Raw genomic sequence first — 19890 nt, 5'->3', positions numbered from 1 at the left:
GGATTGTCCACGCGTGCGCGATGGCGACGCCGTGTCGCCTGTTGCCGACGCCCGTTCGATGACCCGCATCCTCGGTATCGACCCGGGCTCGCAGCGCACCGGCATCGGCATCATCGACGTCGATGCGGCGGGGCGGACGACGCATGTTCACAACTGCGCGCTGGTGCTGCTGGGCGATGGCGACTTTTCGCTGCGCCTCAAGCGACTTCTGCTCGGGCTGGCCGAGGTGATCGAACAGTGGCAGCCGCAGGAGGTGGCGATCGAGCGCGTGTTCATGGCGCGCAACCCCGATTCGGCGCTCAAGCTCGGCCAGGCGCGCGGCGCGGCGATCAGCGCGGTGGTGCTGCGCGACCTGCCTGTGCATGAGTACGCGGCCACGGAAGTAAAGCTCGCCGTGGTCGGCAAGGGCGGTGCGGAGAAGACGCAGGTCCAGCACATGGTCGGGATCATGCTCAACCTGCATGGCAAGCTGCAGTCCGACGCTGCCGATGCCCTGGCCATCGCCATCACCCACGCGCATGTGCGTGCCACCGCGAAGCGGCTTGGCGTCAGCACGCAGCAGGCATGGAGCAGGAAGTGAATTCGAGTGCGTCTTCATTCCTGCTTTCGCAGGAATGACGGGCACGGGCAGTAACGAAGGGCACGGGGATGCAGGAATGACGGCAAGTCGTGCGACGAGGGACAGCGAATGATCGGACGATTGAAAGGCATCATCGTGCACAAGCAGCCGCCATGGCTGGTGGTCGACGTGCAAGGCGTCGGCTACGAGCTCGAAGCGCCGATGAGCACCTTCTACGACCTGCCAGAGGTCGGGCGCGAAGTGGTGCTGTGCACGCACTACGCGCAGAAGGAGGACAGCGTGTCGCTGTACGGCTTCCTCACCGAGGCCGAGCGGCGCCTGTTCCGCGACGTGCAGAAGGTGACCGGCATCGGCGCGAAGATCGCGCTGGCGATCCTGTCGGGGTCGTCGGTCAACCAGTTCGCTCTGCTGGTGCAGGCGGGCGATGTCACCGCGCTGACCCGGATTCCCGGCATCGGCAAGAAGACCGCCGAGCGGATCGTCGTCGAACTGCGTGATCGCGCCGCGAGCCTGGCCGTCGGCACCGTGCCCGGCGCGGGCGGTCCGCTGCCGACCGATCCGCTGTCGGAGGCGACCATCGCCCTGCAGCAGCTGGGCTACAAGCCGGTCGAGGCGCTGAGGATGGCCAAGGCTGCCGCCGCGGATGGCGATGCTGCTGAAACCATCATCCGCAAGGCGCTACAGTCCGCGCTTCGCTGACCCGCCACACCCGGCCCCCAACACACATGTCGCAGCCAGCCGCCCAACCTGCAGCGCCCGGGGCGCCGTCGCACGGCCATGGCCACATCGGCCTGGCCGGGCTGGTCGTCGGCGCCATCGGCGTGGTGTTCGGCGACATCGGCACCAGCCCGCTCTACACCATCCGCGAGGCCTTTTCACCGCACTACGGCCTGATCGCCGACCACGACACCGTGCTCGGCGTGCTGTCGATGATCTTCTGGGCGCTGAGCCTGGTGGTCACGACCAAGTACGTGACCATCATCATGCGCGCCGACAATGACGGCGAGGGCGGGATCATGGCGCTGATGGCGCTGGCCCAGCGCTGCTTTCCCAAGGGCTCGCGCTCGTCGTACACGGTGGGCATCCTCGGCGTCCTCGGTGCCTCGCTGTTTTTCGGCGACGGCGTGATCACGCCGGCCATCTCGGTGCTGTCGGCGGTGGAGGGCCTGGAAGTGGTCGCGCCGGGCATGCACGACTGGATCGTGCCGATCACCCTGGTGGTACTGGTCGCACTGTTCGCCACGCAGCGTTTCGGGACAGAGAAAGTGGGGCGGATCTTCGGCCCGATCACGGTGCTGTGGTTTCTCGCGCTCGCCGCGTTGGGCGTGATGAACATCCTGCACCAGCCCGAGGTGCTGCATGCGATCAATCCCTGGTGGGCGGCGCGCTTCTTCATCGACCACACCTGGGGCGGCATCTTCATCCTTGGCGCGGTGGTGCTGGCGGTCACCGGCGGCGAGGCGATCTACACCGACATGGGGCATTTCGGCCCGCGGCCGATCCGCCATGCCTGGTACTTCTTCGTGCTGCCGGCGCTGATGCTCAACTACCTGGGGCAGGGCGCCCTGGTGCTGGAGGATCCCGCCGCCGTGCGCAACCCGTTCTACATCGGCGTGCCGGGCTGGGCGCAGTGGCCGATGATCGTGCTGGCGACGATGGCCACGGTGATCGCCTCGCAGGCGGTGATCACCGGCGGCTATTCGATCGCGCGCCAGGCGATGCAGCTGGGCTACATGCCGCGCATGCGGATCAAGCACACCTCCAGCGAGACCATCGGCCAGATCTACATCCCGGCGATCAACTGGACGATGATGGTGATCGTGGTCGGGCTGGTGCTGGCGTTCGGCAACTCCTCGTCGCTGGCCGCCGCCTACGGCATCTCGGTGTCGGCGACGATGCTGATCGACACGCTCCTGCTGGCCCTGGTGGCGCACGTGCTGTGGCCGGAATGGCGGCGCTGGGTGCTGCCGCTGTGTGCGCTGTTCCTGGTCATCGACATCGCGTTCCTGGTGGCCAATGCCGCCAAGGTGCTGCAGGGTGCGTGGTTCCCGGTGGTGCTGGGCATCGTCCTGTTCACCCTGCTGCGCACCTGGCGCCGCGGCCGCGAGACCCTGCGCGAGGAGATGCAGAAGGAAGGCATCCGCCTCGACGCCTTCCTCCCCGGCCTGATGCTGGCCCCGCCGGTGCGGGTGGAGGGCACCGCGGTGTTCATGACCAGCGACAAGGGCGTGGTGCCGCACGCGCTGCTGCACAACCTCAAGCACAACAAGGTGCTGCACGAGATCAACGTGTTCCTCACCGTGGAGACGTTGACCGTGCCTTATGCCGCGTCCGGCAAGCGCCTGTCGATCGAGTCGATCGGCGATGGCTTCTACCGGGTGACCGTGCGCTTCGGTTTCATGGAAACCCCCGACGTACCGCAGGCGTTGATGCAGGCGGCCGACCACAGCACGCTCGGCTTCGACCCGATGGAGACGACCTATTTCGTCAGCCGCGAGACCATCGTCTCCAGCGCCAAGCGCGGCATGCCGGTCTGGCGCGACCGGCTGTTCGCGGTGATGCACCGCAATGCCGCGCCGGCCAACCAGTTCTTCCGGATACCCGGAAACCGCCTGGTGGAGCTGGGCGCGCAGGTCGAGATCTGACCGGCAGCGTCCGTTTGCTCCGCTGAAAATGCATTGAATTCCAGGCCGGGTCGGGCCGCCACGCGCCAGCGCGCGTGATGCGTTGAAACCTGTGGTGCGCGCGCCGCGCGCCTCAAGTCCGGTGCGCGGTGGCCGTTATTTCCCGCGACGCAACCGGAGGTACGGGATGACCGTGCTCCAGCCAATCGTGCCTAGTTCGCCACTGCCGCAGCGCGTGCTGCTGCTGGAGAACTCGCGTGCCTACATGCAGGCGGTCGCCGGTGCGATCGAGCAGCAGCTGAAGCTTCCGGTCATGGTCGCCTCCACGTTGGCCGAGGCGCGCGCGCTGCTCGACCAGTACGACGACTGGTTTCTCGCGCTGACCGGACTGGTTCTGGCGGACGGCGACCGCGACGAGGTGGTCGGTTGCCTGCAGGAGCGCGGCCTGTCGACCGTGGTGGTCACCGGCGTGTACGACGAGGAGCTGCGCAAGCGGTTGCTGCGGCGGCGTGTCATCGATTTCGTGCTCAAGAACACCCCCGGCAGCCTTGACTACATCGTCTGGCTGGTGAAGCGCCTGGAGCGCAACCGGCGCATCTCCGCGCTGGTGGTCGACGACTCGGCCTCCGCGCGGATGCATACCGCGAGCCTGCTGGAAACCTACGGCTACCGCGTGGTCCAGGCGGCAGATGGCGACGCGGCGCTGCACCTGCTCGAACGCGATCCGACCATCCGTCTGGCGATGGTCGACCAGGAGATGCCCGGGATGCAGGGTGTCGAACTCACCCGCCGCCTGCGCGCGCTGCGCGCCCGCGACCGCGTGGCGGTGATCGGCGTGTCCGCACGCAACGATCCCGACCTCGTCGCCCGGTTCCTCAAGAGCGGCGCCAACGACTTCCTGCGCAAGCCTTTTTCGCGCGAGGAATTCTTCTGCCGCGTCTCGCAGAACGTCGACCAGCTGGAGCTGATCGGCAGCCTGCAGGACCTGGCCACCCGCGACTTCCTCACCGGCCTGCCCAACCGGCGCCACTTCCTCGAGCAGGCCGAGCGCCTGGTGCCCGAGATGCGGACCGCGTGCCGGCCGCTGACCATGGCCATCCTGGACGTCGACCACTTCAAGCACATCAACGACGGCTGGGGCCACGAGGCCGGCGACCACGCGCTGCGCGCCCTGGCCGCGGTGCTGTCGCAGCATGCACGCCCCGGGGACCAGGTGGCGCGCTTCGGCGGCGAGGAGTTCTGCATGTTGGTCCCCGATCTCGACGCCAGCGCCCTCGAGGTCTACTTCGATGCACTGCGCCAGCGGGTCGAGGATCTCGACGTGCAGACCCCTGGCGGTGAGGTGCGCATGACCGTGAGCATCGGCGTGCGCACCGCCGTACCCGGCGACGACCTGCACGGGCTGCTGGCCGACGCCGACCGGCGTCTCTACCTGGCAAAGGCCGGCGGGCGCAACTGCGTGGTGGCGTCGGGGTAGGCGCGTTCCCAGCCGGTCCTTTGCTGGCCGGCCCCCAGGGACGCCGTGTCTGCGGAGCGTTGCCGCCAACCGGTGTCGATGTGGATAACGGCGGACCCGCCCCCATGTCTGGGCCATGTCGAAGAATCCCGCCCCCGCCATCCCGTATTCCCTCCTTGATCTGGCGCCGGTGTGCGAGGGCAGCACGCCCGCGCAGGCCTTTGCCAATTCGCTGGACCTGGCGCGCCATGCCGAGGCGCTGGGTTACAGCCGGTTCTGGCTGGCCGAGCACCACAACATGCCGGGGATCGCCAGTGCGGCGACGGCAGTGCTGATCGGACACATCGCCGGTGGCACCTCGACCATCCGCGTCGGCGCGGGCGGGGTGATGCTGCCCAACCACGCGCCGCTGCAGGTGGCCGAGCAGTTCGGCACGCTGGCTTCGCTGTATCCGGGCCGCATCGACCTGGGCCTGGGCCGTGCGCCGGGCACCGATCAGCCCACGACGAAGGCGCTGCGCCGCTACTACAGCGGCGCCGAGGCCTTCCCTTCGGACGTGATGGAACTGTTGCGCTACTTCGAGCCGGTCCAGCCCGGGCAGCCGGTGCAGGCTGTGCCGGGTGCGGGCGTCGAGGTGCCGGTGTGGATCCTGGGCTCGAGCCTGTTCGGCGCGCAGCTGGCGGCGGCACTGGGGCTTCCGTATTCGTTTGCTTCGCATTTCGCGCCAGCCGCGATGACCGAGGCGCTGGCGCTGTACCACCGCGATTTCAAGCCGTCCAAGCGGCTGCGCGCGCCGTACGCGATGCTCGCCCTCAACGTGGTCGCGGCCGATACGCGCGCCGAGGCGCAGCGGCTGTTCACCACCCAGCAGCAGAGCTTCGTGCGCCTGCGCCGCAGCGGGCCACCGGGGCTGATTCCGCCGCCGATCGACGACATCGAAGCGTTCTGGACGCCACAGGAAAAAGCGATGGTGCAGCAGGCGCTGGCCTGTTCGGTGGTGGGCGACGCTGCCGACGTGCGCGAAGGCATCGCCGAGTTCGCCGCGCGCCATCGGCCGGACGAACTGATCCTCACCGCCAACGTGTTTGATCACCAGGCGCGGCGCCACTCGTTCGCGCTCGCCGCTGAGGCGTTCCAGCAACGCTGAAGCGGCTGCCCGGAACTGACACGGCGGGCCATGCTTCCGGCGCGCGTGTAGCGCGCATTGATGACGCATCGCACCTCGCCGCCGTTGGCGTGCATGCCACGCGCCTGAGCGTTGCCCGTCACGGCAATGATGCGATGGCCCTTGGACTTGTCGCGCAGCGGCGGTAGGCTACGCACAGCAAGCCGATGGTGCCAGCAGGAGTGACGCGCGTTGGAGACGAGTCCCGGCCAGCCAAGGAAACGACGGGAAATCCTCCTGTTCCTGTTCATCACCGTGGTCCTGTTCCCGGTGCTGTCGGTGATGATCGTGGGCGGCTACGGCTTTGCGGTCTGGATCTACCAGATGATCGCCGGCCCGCCCGGACCGCCGGTCGGCTGAGACCGGACGTGCCTGTCACCGCATCCGGACAGACCGGTTCCAGACGCAGATCGCTGCTCCGCGGACGGCTGCGGGACGCGCCGGTGCTGCGTCCACCATGGGCCTTTGACGAATCGCGTTTCGCCGATGCCTGCACTGGTTGCGGCGACTGCATCAGTGCCTGCCCCGAGCAGGTCCTGGTCCGCGGTGCGGGCGGGCTGCCGGTCTTCGAGCCTTCGCGTGGCGAGTGCAGCTTCTGCGGCGACTGCGCGGCGGCCTGCCGCGTCGGGCTGTTCGCACAGTCGGACCAGGCCCCCTGGACGCTGCGTGCGCTGGTCGGCGACAGCTGCCTGGCTGCAAATGGCGTGGTGTGCTTCAGCTGCCGCGACGCCTGCGGCGCATCGGCAATCCGTTTCGCACCGGCGCGTACCGTGCCGGTCCCCGAGATACTGGCCGACCGCTGCACCGGCTGCGGCGCCTGCGTATCCGGCTGCCCGACGGCCGCCATCTCGCTCACTGCGAAACGCGAAGAGTCGATCGATGCCTGAGCGCGCTCCCGAATGGCACCTCGCCAGCCTGGTGGTGCGCCACCGTCCCGATGCGATCCCCGCGCTGGCCGCCGCCATCGAAGGCGCAGACGGCCTGGAGCTCGCCCTGCAGGACGACACCCGCAGCGTGCTGCTGCAGGAGAGCGACGGCACCGCCGGCCTGATGGACAACATCGGCCTGATCGAATCGGTGCCTGGCGTATACGCCGTCAACCTCGTCTACCACCACATCGAAGCGCAGGCGCCGGCCGATGCCGTGCCGTCCGCGCCTGGCAACGCACTCCAGGAGTCCTTGCGATGAGTACCAGCCGCCGCGATTTCATCCGCAACAGCGCCATCGCCAGCGCCGCCGCCGCGGCGGGGATGCCGTTGCCCGCCCAGGTCGCCGAGCCGGTGGTGGAAGGCGGCAACGAGCTGAAGTGGAGCAAGGCGCCGTGCCGCTACTGCGGCACCGGATGCGGCATCAACGTCGCGGTCCACAAGGGCCGCGTGGTCGCCACCCACGGTGACGTGCACGCCGAGGTCAACCGCGGGCTCAACTGCGTCAAGGGCTACTTCCTGTCCAAGGTGATGTACGGCGTCGACCGGCTCACCACGCCGCTGCTGCGCAAGACGGACGGCGTGTACGACAAGGAAGGCGACTTCACCCCGGTCAGCTGGGACGAGGCCTTCGACGTGATGGAGGAGAAGTTCCGAGCAGTGCTCAAGGCCAAGGGTGGCGACGGCATCGGCATGTTCGGCTCGGGCCAGTGGACGGTGTGGGAAGGCTACGCGGCCAACAAGCTGATGAAGGCCGGGTTCCGCAGCAACCACATCGACCCCAACGCACGCCACTGCATGGCGTCCGCGGTCACCGGTTTCATGCGCACCTTCGGCATGGACGAGCCGATGGGTTGCTACGACGACATCGAGGCGGCCGACGCGTTCGTGCTGTGGGGCTCGAACATGGCGGAGATGCATCCGATCCTGTGGACGCGGGTGACCGATCGCCGGCTCTCGAATCCGCACGTCAAGGTGGCGGTGCTGTCGACCTACGAGCACCGCAGCTTCGACCTCGCCGACATCCCGATGATCTTCAAGCCGCAGACGGACCTGGTGATCCTCAACTACATCGCCAATCACATCATCAAGACGGGCAAGGTCAACCGCGAGTTCGTCGACAAACACACGACCTTCAAGCGCGGCAACGACGACATCGGCTATGGCCTGCGCCCGGAGCATCCGCTGCAGGTCGCCGCGAAGAACGCCGATGACGCCAACGGCGGTTCTCCGATCGACTTCGAGGAGTTCGCGCGATTCGTGGCGCCCTACACCCTGGAGCACACGATCGAAATGACCGGCAGCGAGCGCGGCTGGCTGGAGCAGCTGGCCGAGCTCTACGCCAACCCCGACGTCAAGGTGATGTCGTTCTGGACCATGGGCTTCAACCAGCACACGCGCGGCACGTGGGCCAACAACATGGTCTACAACATCCACCTGCTCACCGGGAAGATCGCCACGCCGGGCAACAGCCCGTTCTCGCTGACCGGCCAGCCCTCGGCCTGCGGCACTGCGCGCGAAGTCGGCACCTTCAGCCACCGGCTGCCGGCGGACATGGTGGTGACCAATCCCGAGCACCGCGCGATGGCCGAGGACATCTGGAAGATCCCGCGCGGCATCATCAAGGAAAAGGTCGGCTACCACGCCGTCGAGCACAACCGCGCGCTCAAGGACGGCAAGCTCAACGCCTACTGGGTGCAGGTCAACAACAACATGCAAGCCGCGGCCAACATGCTGGAGGAGGGCTATCCGGGCTACCGCAACCCGGATAATTTCATCGTGGTCTCCGACGCCTATCCCACGGTGACCTGCCAGGCGGCCGACCTGGTCCTGCCTTCGGCGATGTGGGTGGAGAAGGAGGGCGCCTACGGCAACGCCGAACGCCGCACCCATTTCTGGCACCAGCTGGTCGATGCACCCGGCGAATCGCGCTCGGACCTGTGGCAGCTGATGGAGTTCTCCAAGCGCTTCACCACCGACGAATGCTGGCCGGCCGAACTCCTGGCCGCGAACCCGGAGTTCAAGGGCAAGACCCTGTTCGACGTGCTCTACCGCAACGGCAAGGTCGACGCCTTCGGCGTGGACCAGATCGAGGCGGGCTACGCGAACGACGAGTCGGATGCATTTGGCTTCTACGTGCAGAAGGGGCTGTTCGAGGAGTACGCCGAGTTCGGACGCGGGCATGCGCACGACCTGGCGCCTTTCGATGTCTACCACCAGGTGCGCGGCCTGCGCTGGCCGGTGGTGGACGGCAAGGAAACCCGCTGGCGTTATCGCGAGGGCGAGGATCCGTACGTCAAGGAGGGGACGGGCTTCGAGTTCTACGGCAACCCCGACGGCCGCGCAGTGATCTGGGCGCTGCCCTATGAGCCGCCGGCAGAATCGCCGGACACCGAATACGACCTGTGGCTGGTCACCGGGCGCGTGCTCGAGCACTGGCATTCGGGCTCGATGACCATGCGCATCCCCGAGCTGTACCGGGCATTCCCGTCGGCGGTGGTGTTCATGCATCCAGATGATGCGCATGAACGCGGCTTCAAGCGCGGCGACGAGGTGGCGGTGACCTCGCGCCGCGGCGCGATGCGCACCCGGGTCGAGACGCGCGGGCGCAATCGAATGCCGCGCGGCGTGATCTACGTGCCGTGGTTCGATGCGGCGCAGCTGATCAACAAGGTCACGCTGGATGCGACCGATCCGATCTCCAAGCAGACCGACTTCAAGAAGTGCGCGGCCAAGGTGGTCGCGGTGGGAGGGGCCTGACATGCGCGCGATCCTCGTGATGCCCCTGCTGGCGCTGGCCCTGCTCATGCTGGTCGCCTGCGGTCGCGACGAACCCCGTCCGCAGGTGGTCGCGCCGGCGCCCGAGGTGGGCGCGCGCGGCAACCCCGGGCAGGACATCGACGGCCTGCGCCGCAACGTTCCGATCACCACCGAAATCACGCCCCTGCCGATGGCCCAGGTGGAGAACTTCGACGTGCGTCGCGGTCGCGCCTATCCGATGCAGCCGCCGACCATCCCGCACAACATCGACGGCTACCAGGTCGACCTCAACTCCAACCGATGCATGCTCTGCCATGCGCGCAGCACGGCCGCGCAGTTCCAGGCGCCGGAAGTGAGCGTGACCCACTATATGGACCGCAACGACCAGTTCCTGGCAGAGATCTCCCCGAGGCGCTACTTCTGCGTGCAGTGCCATGTGGTGCAGACCGACGCGCGGCCACTGGTCGAGAACGGCTTCCAGGACATCGACACCCTGCTGCGATCGGAGCGCATGCAATGAGGCTGCTGCGCCGCGCGGGCCGCACGGCCCTCGCGTTCTGGCGGCAATTCACTTCGCCGGCGCGCTACCTGAGCCTGGGTTTCCTGACCCTGGGTGGCTTCCTGGCCGGGGTGCTGTTCTGGGGCGGATTCAATACCGCGATGGACGCCACCAACACCGAGGCGTTCTGCACCAGCTGCCACGAGATGCGCGACAACGTGTTCGAGGAGCTCAAGACCACCATCCACTACAGCAACCGCTCCGGCGTGCGCGCCACCTGTCCGGACTGCCACGTGCCGCACGACTGGACCGACAAGATCGCGCGCAAGATGCAGGCCTCCAAGGAGGTGTGGGGCAAGATCTTCGGCACCATCAACACCCGCGAGAAGTTCCTCGACCAGCGCCTGGTGCTGGCCACCCATGAGTGGGTCCGGCTCAAGGCCAACGACTCGCTGGAATGCCGCAACTGCCACGACTATGACTCGATGGACCTGACCCGCCAGGCCAGCCGCGCCGCCCGCACCCACCGCACCTACCTGGCCACCGGCGAGGCCACCTGCATCGATTGCCACAAGGGCATCGCCCACAAGCTGCCCAACATGGCCGGCGTGCAGCAGGGCGTGCAGGCGCTGCCAGCCACCGAAGCGCCACTGTAGGAGCGGCTTCAGCCGCAATCGATCCGGACGCACGAGGCAAGGTCGTTTCCGTTCGCGGCTGAAGCCGCTCCTACACGGGCGGCGGAGGGGATCGACCTGCAGGGGTGATTCAACCGCGACCCGTCGCAAGCTCCGGCACCAGGCTGACGCAGCCGATACACCCGCCAATGCGCCGTGCGACCATAGCGCGATGGAAGAACAACGCATCATCGCCGCGGATTCCACCCGCGAGGACGAGGCCATCGAGGCCAGCATCCGCCCGAAGCGGTTGGCCGAATACCTCGGCCAGCAGCCGGTGCGCGAGCAGATGGGCCTGTTCATCGAGGCGGCCAAGCATCGCGGCGAGGCGCTCGACCATGTCCTGATCTTCGGCCCGCCCGGGCTGGGCAAGACCACGCTCAGCCACGTGATCGCCAACGAACTGGGGGTGAGCCTGCGGGGCACTTCCGGCCCGGTGATCGAGAAGGCCGGCGACCTGGCCGCGCTGCTGACCAACCTGCAGCCGCACGACGTGCTGTTCATCGACGAGATCCACCGGCTTTCGCCGGTGGTCGAAGAGGTGCTGTACCCGGCGATGGAGGATTTCCAGCTCGACATCATGATCGGCGAGGGCCCGGCCGCGCGCTCGATCAAGATCGACCTGCCGCCCTTCACCCTGATCGGCGCCACCACCCGCGCCGGCCTGCTGACCGCGCCGCTGCGCGATCGGTTCGGCATCGTCCAGCGGCTGGAGTTCTACAGCGCCGCGGAACTCACCCGCATCGTGCGCCGCGCGGCGACGATCCTGGGCGTGGACTGCGGCGAAGAGGGCGCGACCGAGATCGCGCGACGCTCGCGCGGCACGCCGCGTATCGCCAACCGCCTGCTGCGCCGCGTGCGTGACTACGCCCAGGTGCGTGCCGGCGGCCGCATCGACCGCGAGGTCGCAGACGCTGCCATGAAGATGCTCAAGGTCGATCCGGAAGGTTTCGACGAGCTCGACCGGCGCCTGCTGCGCCTGATCATCGAGAATTTCGACGGCGGCCCGGTCGGCGTGGATTCGCTCGCCGCCGCCCTGAGCGAAGAGCGCGGCACCCTGGAGGACGTGATCGAGCCTTACCTGATCCAGCAGGGCTTCCTGGTCCGCACCGCGCGGGGGCGCATGGCGAGCGCGAAGGCGTGGCGCCACCTGGGCCTGCAGCCGCCGCCGCGCGAGTCCGGGACCGGCGTTCCGGAAACGGAGGAACTGTTCTGATGCCACCCATCGTTATCGAATCGTGCGTGCCGGAGAACCGCGCTTGAGTCCCGGGTCCAGGGCACTGGGTCCCGATTCCCCCGCGTTCAGCATCCCGACAAGGGTCTACTGGGAAGATACCGACGCTGGTGGTGTGGTGTACCACGCGCAGTACGTCGCGTACCTCGAGCGGGCGCGCACCGAATGGGTGCGGGCGCTGGGGTACGGACAGGACGCGCTGCGCCTGACCCACGGGCTGGTGTTCGCGGTGCGGGCGATGCGGATCGATTTCCGCAGGCCGGCGCGGCTGGATGATGCGCTGCAGGTCACGGTGTCGCTGCGCCGGTGCCGGCACGCGAGCGTCGTGTTCGCGCAGTCGATCCTGCGCGACGGCGAGCTGCTGCTGGATGCGGAGGTGCGGTGCGCGGCGCTGGAAGCGTCGACGTTCCGACCACGTGCGATCCCCGAAATGCTGTACCAGGAACTGACCCGACTCGTTGAACCCGGAGCCCAGGACGAATGATTCCCCTCGCAATGCTGCTGCAGGCCACCCAGATCGAGCCCTTGCCGGATGAGGCGGCCGCGACTGCGACCCAACTGGCCGATACCGCCACTGCCGCCGCAGCCGTCACCGCGTACGAGGGCATCAACTACGTTGACCTGATGCTCACGGCAAGCCTGCCGGTGCAGCTGATCGTGCTGCTGCTGCTGGTTGGCTCGGTGGTCAGCTGGGTCATCATTTTCCGCAAGGCGCGCATCTTCAAGCTCGCCAACCGCGACGCCGACGAGTTCGAGAGCCGGTTCTGGTCCGGCGCCGACCTGGGCAAGCTGTATTCCGCCGCGACCGAGCGCAACCGCCAGTTCGGCGGGCTGGAGGCGATCTTCGAGGCAGGCTTCCGCGAGTTCGCCCGCCTGCGCGACAAGCGCGGCTTCGATGCGCGCGCACAGCTCGAGGGTGCCCAGCGCGCGATGCGGGTCAGCTACACCCGCGAGGTCGACCAGCTCGACCGCAACCTGGAGCTGCTGGCCAACATCGGTTCCACCGCGCCCTACGTCGGCCTGGTCGGCACCGTGTTCGGGATCATGGTGACCATGCACGACATGCTCAACAGCGGCGAGCAGACCGGCATCGCCGCGGTCGCGCCGGGCATCTCCGAGGCGCTGTTCGCCACCGCGATCGGCCTGTTCGTGGCGATCCCCGCGGTGTGGGCCTACAACCGGTTCACCACGCGGGTCGAACGCCTGGCGGTGCGCTACGAGAACTTCGCCGAGGAGTTCAGCACCATCCTGCAGCGCCAGAGCACGATCGAGTAGGTGGGGCAGGCCATGGCCGGAAACATCATCCACCGCAAGCGGCGCAAGCTGAAGTCCGAGATCAACGTCGTGCCCTACATCGACGTGATGCTCGTGCTGCTGATCATCTTCATGGTGACCGCGCCCCTGCTGACGTTGAGCGTGGACGTCAAGCTGCCCTCGTCCGAGGCGCGGGCGACGCAGGAGCGCACCGACCCGGTGATCGTGATCGCCTATCCCGACGGCAGCCTGGGCCTGCAGTTGCCCGGCGACGGCGGCCCCCGCATCGTCGATTCCACGCAGATGGAGGCCATGCTCGCGCCGATCCGCGAGCAGCAGGGCAACGAGCTGCGGGTGATGGTGGCCGCGCAGGGCAGCGCCCCCTACCAGACCGTGCTCGATGCGATGGACGTGCTGCGCCGTGCCAAGGTCAGCAATGTCAGCCTGATGACCAACGCGGGCGGTGATGCACGCTGACGCTTTCCAGCGTCCCGGCGGGGCGCAGCAAGAGGAAGGCCTGGGCCGAGCGATCGCCTGGGCCATCGTCGTGCACGTGCTGGTGCTGGCGATCCTGCTGCTGTCGCCGCTGCTGAACTGGGACCCGGACCGCATCAGCGTGGCCGGCGCGCCGTCGATGGAGGCGGTGCTGGACGTGTCCAGCACCGACCAGCGCGCCGTGGAGCGTGCGCTGGCGATCGAGCCCGAGCCGCTGCCCGAACCTGTCGTGCAGCCGTTGCCCGATCCGGTGCTGGAGGAGGTGGTGCCGCCGCCTCCGCAGCCGCTGCCCGCGCCGTTGCCGGAGGAGGCGCCGGTCGAACCGCAGCCCACCCCGCAGGCGCGCGTGCCGGAGCCCGCGCCCGTCGACCAGGAAGAGGTGCGCCGCGACGGCGAGCTCGAACGGGCGCGCGTGCTGCGCGAGCAGGAGGAGAAGCGCCGCCAGGAACAGATCGACCTGACCGAGCGCAAGCGCCAGGAAGAGGCCGAGCAGAAGCGCCGCCTGGCGTTGCAGCGGCTGGAGAAGATCCGCGCCGAGCAGAAGAAGCTGGAGCAAGAGCAGCGCCAGACGCAACAGCGGCTGCAGCAGATCGCCGACCGCGAGGCGCGGCAGGCCTCGCAGCAGTCCCAGCAGTCCGCTTCGGCGCCGCCGCCTCCCGGCAACCAGGGCGTGGATACCGGGCTGTCGGCGCGTTACGCGGCCGCGCTGCAGGAAGCGATCCTGCGCAACTGGACCAGGCCGGACACGGTCGCGATCGGACAGCGCTGCCGCATCGTCATTCGCCAGATTCCCGGCGGCGAAGTGGTGGAAGCCAGGGTGGATCCATCCTGTCCCTACGACGAACTCGGCCGTCGCTCGGTCGAAGCGGCGGTGCTCAAGGCGCAGCCACTGCCTTATGTCGGCTTCGAGTCGGTGTTCCAGCGCACGATCACGCTGAATTTCCAGGCGCAGGATCGCTGAGCTTCGCATCGCGCCTTCACGACCGTGCAGATATCGTGCGCCGAGTGCCTGTCGCGTGCTGTAGGAGCGGCTTCAGCCGCGAAGGATGCCGGATGCTCTGCGAGGCTGTCAGGGCGATCGCGGCTGAAGCCGCTCCTACAGAGCTCGACGGCCCGCCTCGCGGCTGCCGGAATCCATCCCCCGTTCATCTTCATGCGACGATTCGCGGCCAAGCTGTCGTCCGCCTACTGAAACGCTGCAAGGGACCTCCCCGATGACCTTCGCCAAACGCTGCCTGTTCGCCATGCTCACACTGTTGCTGCCGTTCGCCGCGGCCGCACAGCAGCAGGGACTGGAGATCGACATCATCGGCGGCAACGCCTCGGCCCTGCCGATCGCGATCGTGCCGATGCCCTACCAGGGCGGTGGAACCGCGCCGGAGACCGACGTCGCCGCAGTGGTGCGCGCCGACCTCGAGCGTTCGGGCCAGTTCCGTTCCCTGCCCGAACGCGACATGGCCAGCCGGCCGACGCGCGGCTCGGAGGTCGACTATCCCGCCTGGCGCGCGCTGCGCCAGGACTTCCTGGTGGTCGGTCGCGTGGCCGACGCGGCCGAAGGCAGCTACCGTGTCGAGTACGAGCTGTTCGACGTCGCCAGGCAGGAACGCCTGCTCGGCCTTGCGCTGACTGCGCGCGGCAGCGCCATGCGCGACGTCGCCCACCAGATCTCGGACGCCATCTACGAGAAGATCCTCGGCGTGCGTGGCGCGTTCTGGACGCGCATCGCCTACGTCACCGCTACCGGCGTGGGGCAGGGCTCGCGCTACGCGCTGATGGTTGCCGATGCGGACGGCTACAACCCGCAGACCGTGGTGCGCTCCAACGAGCCGCTGCTGTCGCCCGCCTGGAGCCCGGATGGACGCAAGCTGGCCTATGTGAGCTTCGAGCGCGGCAACTCCTCGATCTACATCCAGGACATCACCACCGGCAGCCGCGAGCTCGTGTCGAGCTTCCGCGGCATCAACAGTGGCCCGGCGTTCTCGCCCGACGGCCGCAAGCTGGCGCTGACCCTCTCGCGCAGCGGCAACCCCGAGATCTACGTGATGGACCTGGGCAGCAAGGCGCTGACCCAGATCACCAACCAGTTCGGCATCGACACCTCGCCGGCGTGGAGCCCGGACGGCAACAGCATCTACTTCACCTCCGACCGCGGTGGCCGGCCCCAGATCTACCAGGCGCCGGCCTCGGGCGGCGGCGCCAGCCGGGTGACGTTCGAGGGCAACTACAACGCCGATCCAAGCATCTCCTGGGATGGCCAGAAGATCGCAGTGGCACAGGGCGCAGGCAACTCCTACCGCGTCGCGGTGATGGACCGCAGCATGGGTTCGCCACGCTGGTCGACCATCTCCCCGGGCTCGCTCGACGAGTCCCCCAGCTTTGCGCCCAACGCCAGCATGATCCTCTATGCGGCGCGTGAAGGGCGGCGGGGTGTCCTGTATGCTGTGTCAGCCGATGGCCGCGTGCGACAGCGCCTGGTCCTGGCCGACGGAGATGTACGCGAGCCCGCATGGGGACCTTACCGGACCCCGCGCTGACACGTTCTGCACAGCCATTCAATCAACCTGAACGTCCGTTTCAACGCCCGAGGATCGACGAGAATGAACACCCATAAGTCTGCCGTGTTTGGCAAGGCCCTGCTCATCGCAATGATGTGCGTGGCCATGGCCGCTTGCTCCAAGAAGGTCAAGGAAGCCCCCCCGGTCGACACGGCGACGCCGCCAGCCCAGACGGATGGAACCACCGCTCCGGGTGCATATGGCCCCTCGGACCTCGACACCGACGCCTGCCTGCGTCAGCGCGTTGTGTACTTCGACCTGGATCGTGACGCCCTGCGTCCGGAGTTCCAGGCCGCCATGTCGTGCCACGCCAAGTACCTGCGTGATCGTCCGTCCTCGCGCGCCACGCTGGAAGGCCATGCCGACGAGCGCGGCAGCCGCGAGTACAACCTCGGCCTGGGTGAGCGTCGCGGCAATGCGGTGTCGTCGGCCCTGCAGGCCAACGGTGGCTCCGGTGGCCAGCTGACCGTGGTCAGCTATGGCGAAGAGCGTCCGAGCTGCACCGACTCCAACGAGGACTGCTGGGCGAAGAACCGTCGCGTCGAGATCGTCTACACGGCGAAGTAAGACGCGAAGATGCGTGCTTTCCTTGTTCCAATCGCGTTCGCGGCGGCCTTCATGGCCGCCGCGCCCGCGTCCGCCCAACGGCCAAGCCTGGCCGATCGCGTCGCCGTGCTCGAGCAGCGGGCTGCCGACAACCGCGGCAACGTCGACCTGCTCAACCAGCTGACCGAGCTGCGCAGCGAGGTCCAGTCCCTGCGCTCGCAGGTGGAAGAGCTGCAGCATCAGAACGAGCAGCTCAAGTCGACCGGCCGTAGCCAGTACCTCGACCTCGACGGCCGCCTCAACCGGCTTGAGGGCGCGGGCCTGCCGCCGCCTGCACTGGGCGAGCAACCCGTCGGAGCGGCGCCTGCCGCCGCCCCACGCGACACCCCGCCGGCGGTGCACGGTGATGCCGGCCTGCTGGTGAACACGGCCGGCGAACGCGGTGCCTACGAGACTGCGTTCGACGCGCTCAAGGCCGGCAACTATGCCGAGTCCGCCCAGCTGTTCCAGGATTTCCTGCGCACGCACGCTGAAGGTGTGTATGCGCCCAACGCCCGCTACTGGCTGGGCGAAAGCTACTACGTCACCCAGAACTACGAACTGGCGCGGGAGCAGTTCCAGGCGCTGGTGGCGCGGCACCCGACCCACGACAAGACGCCGGGCGCGCTGCTCAAGATCGGCCTGTCGCAATACGGGCTGCGCGACCTGGACGGCGCCGAGGCGACCCTGTCGCAGGTGCTGGCCCAGTATCCCGGCACCGACGCGGCGCGCACTGCCGAAGATCGCCTGCACGCGATCCAGCTCGCGCGCGCCAGCCGCTGAGCCATGGATGCCGTCGTGCCCGATGCGGCCGCCGCATCGACGGCTGACCGGCTGAAGATCACCGAGGTCTTCCTGTCACTGCAGGGCGAAGCCCGCGACGCAGGCTGGCCCACCGTGTTCGTGCGCCTGACCGGCTGCCCGCTGCGCTGCGTGTACTGCGACACCGCCTATGCCTTCCACGGCGGCGAGTGGCGCGAGATCGACTCGATCCTGTCCGAGGTGGCCGGCTTCGGCGTGCGCCACGTCTGCGTGACCGGCGGCGAGCCGCTGGCGCAGAAGCGCTGCCTGCCGTTGCTCTCGCGCCTGTGCGACGCCGGTTACGTGGTATCGCTGGAAACCAGCGGCGCGATCGACATCGGAGGGGTCGACCCGCGGGTATCGCGGGTGCTGGACATCAAGACGCCGGCATCGGGCGAGGTGGCGCGCAACCGCTGGGAAAACGTCCCGCTACTCACGCCGCACGACCAGGTGAAGTTCGTCATCTGCAGCCGTGCCGACTACGAGTGGGCGCGCGAGGCGCTGCACGCGCGTGCACTGCATGCCCGCTGCGACGTGCTGTTCTCGCCGAGCAAGTCCGAGCTCTCGCCGACCGACCTGGCCGACTGGATCGTCGCCGACCGCCTGCCGGTGAAATTCCAGATGCAACTGCACAAGCTGCTGTGGAATGACGAACCCGGGCGCTGAGGCGGCGTTCGCGGACGGTTGTCGTGCGGGTGCGCGAGGCGTGCCTGGAAGCGTCGTCACGGACCCGAGCGTTCCCGTGAAAGTTCCAGACACCGGAATGTCATCCCGAGCGCAGCGAGGGATCCCGGCAGTGCCGGGGAATGCAGGTCCCTCACTGCGCTCGGGATTACAACCGCGGCTCGCCAGCACCGCTGACCCAGACTGAATCCACGATCCGAAGTCAGAATCCCATGAAAAAAGCAGTCGTCCTCGTCTCTGGCGGCATGGATTCCGCCGTCGTCCTGGCCATCGCGCGCGAGCAGGGCTTTGCCGTGCACGCCCTGAGCCTGAGCTATGGCCAGCGCCACACCTCCGAGCTCGAGGCCGCCGGCCGCGTGTCCGCGATGCTGGGCGCCGTCGAACACAAGACCGTCAAGGTCGACTTGCGCGCCTTCGGCGGATCCGCCCTGACCGACGACATCGAGGTGCCGGAAGCCGGCGGGCCCGGCATCCCGGTGACCTACGTGCCGGCGCGCAACACCATCATGCTGTCGCTGGCCCTGGGCTGGGCCGAAGTGCTGGGCGCCAGCGATCTGTTCTGTGGCGTCAACGCGGTCGACTATTCCGGTTATCCGGACTGCCGTCCCGAATTCATCGAAGCCTTCGAGCGGCTGGCCAACGTGGCGACGAAGGCCGGGGTCGAGGGTGCCGGGATCCGCGTGCATGCGCCGCTGCTGCACCTGGGCAAGGCGGAGATCGTGCAGGAGGGCGCGCGCCTGGGCGTGGACTTCGGCGCAACCGTCTCCTGCTACCGCGCCGATGATGCCGGCCGCGCCTGCGCGCATTGCGATGCTTGTCGCCTGCGCGCCGAAGGCTTCGAGACTGCGGGCGTTGCCGATCCGACCCGTTACGCGGGCTGATCGCGCCCGCTGGCGTGGGCATGCGCGTGGGCGCAACCCGGGCCGCCCGCATCGCGCCGGTCGCGCCGCAGCGGATCGATGTCCAGCCCGATGCGCAGCGACCGGGCGATGCGTTGTGCGGTCTCGAACACGTGCCGGGCCTGGACCGGGGTGAGTACGTCGCGCGCGGTTGCGTCCCACAGCGCCAGCCAGCGCGCGAAATGCTGATCGCCCACGTCAAGCGGCCGGTGCGCGGCCATGGGGTTGCCGCGGTAACTGCCCGCGCGCAGCAGCACCGAGCACCAGAAACGCACCAGCGTGTCGAGGTGTTCGGACCAGTCGTCCACCGCGGTCTCGAACACCGGACCCAGCAGCCAGTCCGCACGTGCGCGGGCATAGAACGCGTGCACCAGACGCGCGATGGCGGCTTCGTCGGGAACGTGGTCGCCATCGCCGGGCGGCTGGGGCGACGGGGAGCGGGTGCCTGGAGTGAGCATGCACCCAGTGTGCCCACGTGTCGCTGCACGGGCCTTGACCCAGGTCAGCCGCGGGTCCGCACGACGCATGACATATAATTCCGTGACTGCAGGGGCCGTTAGCTCAGTCGGTAGAGCATCGGACTTTTAATCCGCTGGTCGATGGTTCGAATCCATCACGGCCCACCAGTCGGGACACGCGGCCAAGGGGCGTCCCTGGCCCGGAACCGGGAGCGATCGCGACGTTGGGCAGAACGAGCAT

22 protein-coding genes and 1 tRNA gene are annotated in these 19890 nt (G+C 68.1%); 22 read left to right on the top strand and 1 reads right to left on the bottom strand.

Features of this window, described 5'->3' with window-relative positions; all coding sequences use genetic code 11:
* Positions 1 to 58 precede the first annotated feature (58 nt).
* The 21 genes from ruvC (at position 59) to queC (ending at position 19173) form a co-directional block, all read left to right on the top strand.
* Complete coding sequence (gene ruvC / locus ACW5EG_RS11035) at positions 59 to 580, top strand: crossover junction endodeoxyribonuclease RuvC (protein WP_457019385.1); 522 nt, start codon at positions 59 to 61, stop codon at positions 578 to 580.
* 108 nt (positions 581 to 688) lie between these two features.
* On the top strand, positions 689 to 1279 hold the full coding sequence (ruvA, locus tag ACW5EG_RS11030) for a Holliday junction branch migration protein RuvA (protein ID WP_457019387.1): 591 nt from the start codon (positions 689 to 691) through the stop codon (positions 1277 to 1279).
* Positions 1280 to 1305: 26 nt separating this feature from the next.
* Entirely contained in the window at positions 1306 to 3225 is a 1920-nt protein-coding gene (locus tag ACW5EG_RS11025; RefSeq protein WP_457019389.1) for a potassium transporter Kup, read from the top strand.
* A gap of 166 nt (positions 3226 to 3391) precedes the next feature.
* A complete protein-coding gene (locus ACW5EG_RS11020) occupies positions 3392 to 4681 on the top strand; it encodes a diguanylate cyclase (RefSeq protein WP_457021458.1) in 1290 nt (429 codons plus the stop codon).
* A gap of 115 nt (positions 4682 to 4796) precedes the next feature.
* On the top strand, positions 4797 to 5807 hold the full coding sequence (locus ACW5EG_RS11015) for an LLM class flavin-dependent oxidoreductase (protein ID WP_457021457.1): 1011 nt from the start codon (positions 4797 to 4799) through the stop codon (positions 5805 to 5807).
* 210 nt (positions 5808 to 6017) lie between these two features.
* The gene (gene napE, locus ACW5EG_RS11010) at positions 6018 to 6185 is read left to right on the top strand and encodes a periplasmic nitrate reductase, NapE protein (RefSeq protein ID WP_457019394.1); all 168 of its coding nucleotides are present in this window, start codon (positions 6018 to 6020) and stop codon (positions 6183 to 6185) included.
* A gap of 8 nt (positions 6186 to 6193) precedes the next feature.
* Positions 6194 to 6712, top strand: a complete 519-nt coding sequence (napF, locus tag ACW5EG_RS11005) for a ferredoxin-type protein NapF (RefSeq protein ID WP_457019396.1) — start codon at positions 6194 to 6196, stop codon at positions 6710 to 6712.
* Positions 6705 to 7013, top strand: coding sequence for a chaperone NapD (locus ACW5EG_RS11000; RefSeq protein WP_457019397.1), 309 nt, complete (start codon positions 6705 to 6707; stop codon positions 7011 to 7013). The genes napF and ACW5EG_RS11000 overlap by 8 nt, the downstream gene beginning before the upstream one ends.
* On the top strand, positions 7010 to 9511 hold the full coding sequence (gene napA, locus ACW5EG_RS10995) for a periplasmic nitrate reductase subunit alpha (protein WP_457019398.1): 2502 nt from the start codon (positions 7010 to 7012) through the stop codon (positions 9509 to 9511). Before ACW5EG_RS11000 ends, napA begins: the two co-directional genes overlap by 4 nt.
* Position 9512: 1 nt before the next feature.
* Positions 9513 to 10031, top strand: coding sequence for a nitrate reductase cytochrome c-type subunit (locus ACW5EG_RS10990; protein WP_457019400.1), 519 nt, complete (start codon positions 9513 to 9515; stop codon positions 10029 to 10031).
* Entirely contained in the window at positions 10028 to 10666 is a 639-nt protein-coding gene (locus ACW5EG_RS10985) for a cytochrome c3 family protein (RefSeq protein WP_457019402.1), read from the top strand. The genes ACW5EG_RS10990 and ACW5EG_RS10985 overlap by 4 nt, the downstream gene beginning before the upstream one ends.
* A 190-nt stretch (positions 10667 to 10856) precedes the next feature.
* Complete coding sequence (ruvB, locus tag ACW5EG_RS10980) at positions 10857 to 11900, top strand: Holliday junction branch migration DNA helicase RuvB (RefSeq protein WP_457019403.1); 1044 nt, start codon at positions 10857 to 10859, stop codon at positions 11898 to 11900.
* 43 nt (positions 11901 to 11943) lie between these two features.
* The gene (gene ybgC, locus ACW5EG_RS10975) at positions 11944 to 12402 is read left to right on the top strand and encodes a tol-pal system-associated acyl-CoA thioesterase (protein ID WP_457019404.1); all 459 of its coding nucleotides are present in this window, start codon (positions 11944 to 11946) and stop codon (positions 12400 to 12402) included.
* Positions 12399 to 13193, top strand: coding sequence for a protein TolQ (tolQ, locus tag ACW5EG_RS10970; RefSeq protein ID WP_457021456.1), 795 nt, complete (start codon positions 12399 to 12401; stop codon positions 13191 to 13193). Before ybgC ends, tolQ begins: the two co-directional genes overlap by 4 nt.
* A gap of 12 nt (positions 13194 to 13205) precedes the next feature.
* A complete protein-coding gene (locus ACW5EG_RS10965; RefSeq protein ID WP_457019408.1) occupies positions 13206 to 13649 on the top strand; it encodes an ExbD/TolR family protein in 444 nt (147 codons plus the stop codon).
* On the top strand, positions 13639 to 14628 hold the full coding sequence (locus ACW5EG_RS10960) for a TonB C-terminal domain-containing protein (RefSeq protein ID WP_457019410.1): 990 nt from the start codon (positions 13639 to 13641) through the stop codon (positions 14626 to 14628). Before ACW5EG_RS10965 ends, ACW5EG_RS10960 begins: the two co-directional genes overlap by 11 nt.
* Before the next feature lie 253 nt (positions 14629 to 14881).
* Entirely contained in the window at positions 14882 to 16201 is a 1320-nt protein-coding gene (gene tolB / locus ACW5EG_RS10955) for a Tol-Pal system beta propeller repeat protein TolB (protein ID WP_457019412.1), read from the top strand.
* Between the two features lie 111 nt (positions 16202 to 16312).
* Positions 16313 to 16789 carry a peptidoglycan-associated lipoprotein Pal gene (gene pal, locus ACW5EG_RS10950; protein ID WP_457019580.1) on the top strand — a complete coding sequence of 159 codons (477 nt, stop codon included), beginning with the start codon at positions 16313 to 16315 and terminating at the stop codon, positions 16787 to 16789.
* 9 nt (positions 16790 to 16798) lie between these two features.
* Complete coding sequence (gene ybgF / locus ACW5EG_RS10945) at positions 16799 to 17590, top strand: tol-pal system protein YbgF (RefSeq protein ID WP_457019414.1); 792 nt, start codon at positions 16799 to 16801, stop codon at positions 17588 to 17590.
* Between the two features lie 3 nt (positions 17591 to 17593).
* Positions 17594 to 18274: a 7-carboxy-7-deazaguanine synthase QueE gene (gene queE, locus ACW5EG_RS10940; protein ID WP_457021455.1), complete on the top strand. Its 681-nt coding sequence runs from the start codon at positions 17594 to 17596 to the stop codon at positions 18272 to 18274.
* Between the two features lie 230 nt (positions 18275 to 18504).
* Positions 18505 to 19173: a 7-cyano-7-deazaguanine synthase QueC gene (queC, locus tag ACW5EG_RS10935; RefSeq protein WP_457019417.1), complete on the top strand. Its 669-nt coding sequence runs from the start codon at positions 18505 to 18507 to the stop codon at positions 19171 to 19173.
* On the opposite strand, the gene ACW5EG_RS10930 is transcribed toward queC, so the two are convergent.
* On the bottom strand, positions 19161 to 19649 hold the full coding sequence (locus ACW5EG_RS10930) for a group III truncated hemoglobin (RefSeq protein ID WP_457019419.1): 489 nt from the start codon (positions 19647 to 19649) through the stop codon (positions 19161 to 19163). The genes queC and ACW5EG_RS10930 overlap by 13 nt on opposite strands.
* Before the next feature lie 92 nt (positions 19650 to 19741).
* Here ACW5EG_RS10930 and ACW5EG_RS10925 point away from each other — a divergent pair.
* Positions 19742 to 19817: transfer RNA gene (locus tag ACW5EG_RS10925), tRNA-Lys, on the top strand.
* Positions 19818 to 19890: the final 73 nt, after the last annotated feature.

The sequence above is a fragment of the Luteimonas sp. A611 genome, assembly GCF_054072715.1.
This window is presented reverse-complemented; position numbering and strand designations above follow the sequence as displayed.

What these genes read in the sequence shown, in the direction of transcription:
- ruvC (WP_457019385.1), top strand. Translation starts at nt 59, where the DNA reads ATGACCCGCATCCTCGGTATCGACCCGGGCTCGCAGCGCACCGGCATC.
- ruvA (WP_457019387.1), top strand. Translation starts at nt 689, where the DNA reads ATGATCGGACGATTGAAAGGCATCATCGTGCACAAGCAGCCGCCATGG.
- ACW5EG_RS11025 (WP_457019389.1), top strand. Translation starts at nt 1,306, where the DNA reads ATGTCGCAGCCAGCCGCCCAACCTGCAGCGCCCGGGGCGCCGTCGCAC.
- ACW5EG_RS11020 (WP_457021458.1), top strand. Translation starts at nt 3,392, where the DNA reads ATGACCGTGCTCCAGCCAATCGTGCCTAGTTCGCCACTGCCGCAGCGC.
- ACW5EG_RS11015 (WP_457021457.1), top strand. Translation starts at nt 4,797, where the DNA reads ATGTCGAAGAATCCCGCCCCCGCCATCCCGTATTCCCTCCTTGATCTG.
- ACW5EG_RS11000 (WP_457019397.1), top strand. Translation starts at nt 6,705, where the DNA reads ATGCCTGAGCGCGCTCCCGAATGGCACCTCGCCAGCCTGGTGGTGCGC.
- napA (WP_457019398.1), top strand. Translation starts at nt 7,010, where the DNA reads ATGAGTACCAGCCGCCGCGATTTCATCCGCAACAGCGCCATCGCCAGC.
- ACW5EG_RS10990 (WP_457019400.1), top strand. Translation starts at nt 9,513, where the DNA reads ATGCGCGCGATCCTCGTGATGCCCCTGCTGGCGCTGGCCCTGCTCATG.
- ACW5EG_RS10985 (WP_457019402.1), top strand. Translation starts at nt 10,028, where the DNA reads ATGAGGCTGCTGCGCCGCGCGGGCCGCACGGCCCTCGCGTTCTGGCGG.
- ruvB (WP_457019403.1), top strand. Translation starts at nt 10,857, where the DNA reads ATGGAAGAACAACGCATCATCGCCGCGGATTCCACCCGCGAGGACGAG.
- tolQ (WP_457021456.1), top strand. Translation starts at nt 12,399, where the DNA reads ATGATTCCCCTCGCAATGCTGCTGCAGGCCACCCAGATCGAGCCCTTG.
- ACW5EG_RS10965 (WP_457019408.1), top strand. Translation starts at nt 13,206, where the DNA reads ATGGCCGGAAACATCATCCACCGCAAGCGGCGCAAGCTGAAGTCCGAG.
- ACW5EG_RS10960 (WP_457019410.1), top strand. Translation starts at nt 13,639, where the DNA reads ATGCACGCTGACGCTTTCCAGCGTCCCGGCGGGGCGCAGCAAGAGGAA.
- tolB (WP_457019412.1), top strand. Translation starts at nt 14,882, where the DNA reads ATGACCTTCGCCAAACGCTGCCTGTTCGCCATGCTCACACTGTTGCTG.
- pal (WP_457019580.1), top strand. Translation starts at nt 16,313, where the DNA reads ATGATGTGCGTGGCCATGGCCGCTTGCTCCAAGAAGGTCAAGGAAGCC.
- ybgF (WP_457019414.1), top strand. Translation starts at nt 16,799, where the DNA reads ATGCGTGCTTTCCTTGTTCCAATCGCGTTCGCGGCGGCCTTCATGGCC.
- queE (WP_457021455.1), top strand. Translation starts at nt 17,594, where the DNA reads ATGGATGCCGTCGTGCCCGATGCGGCCGCCGCATCGACGGCTGACCGG.
- queC (WP_457019417.1), top strand. Translation starts at nt 18,505, where the DNA reads ATGAAAAAAGCAGTCGTCCTCGTCTCTGGCGGCATGGATTCCGCCGTC.
- ACW5EG_RS10930 (WP_457019419.1), bottom strand. Translation starts at nt 19,649, where the DNA reads ATGCTCACTCCAGGCACCCGCTCCCCGTCGCCCCAGCCGCCCGGCGAT.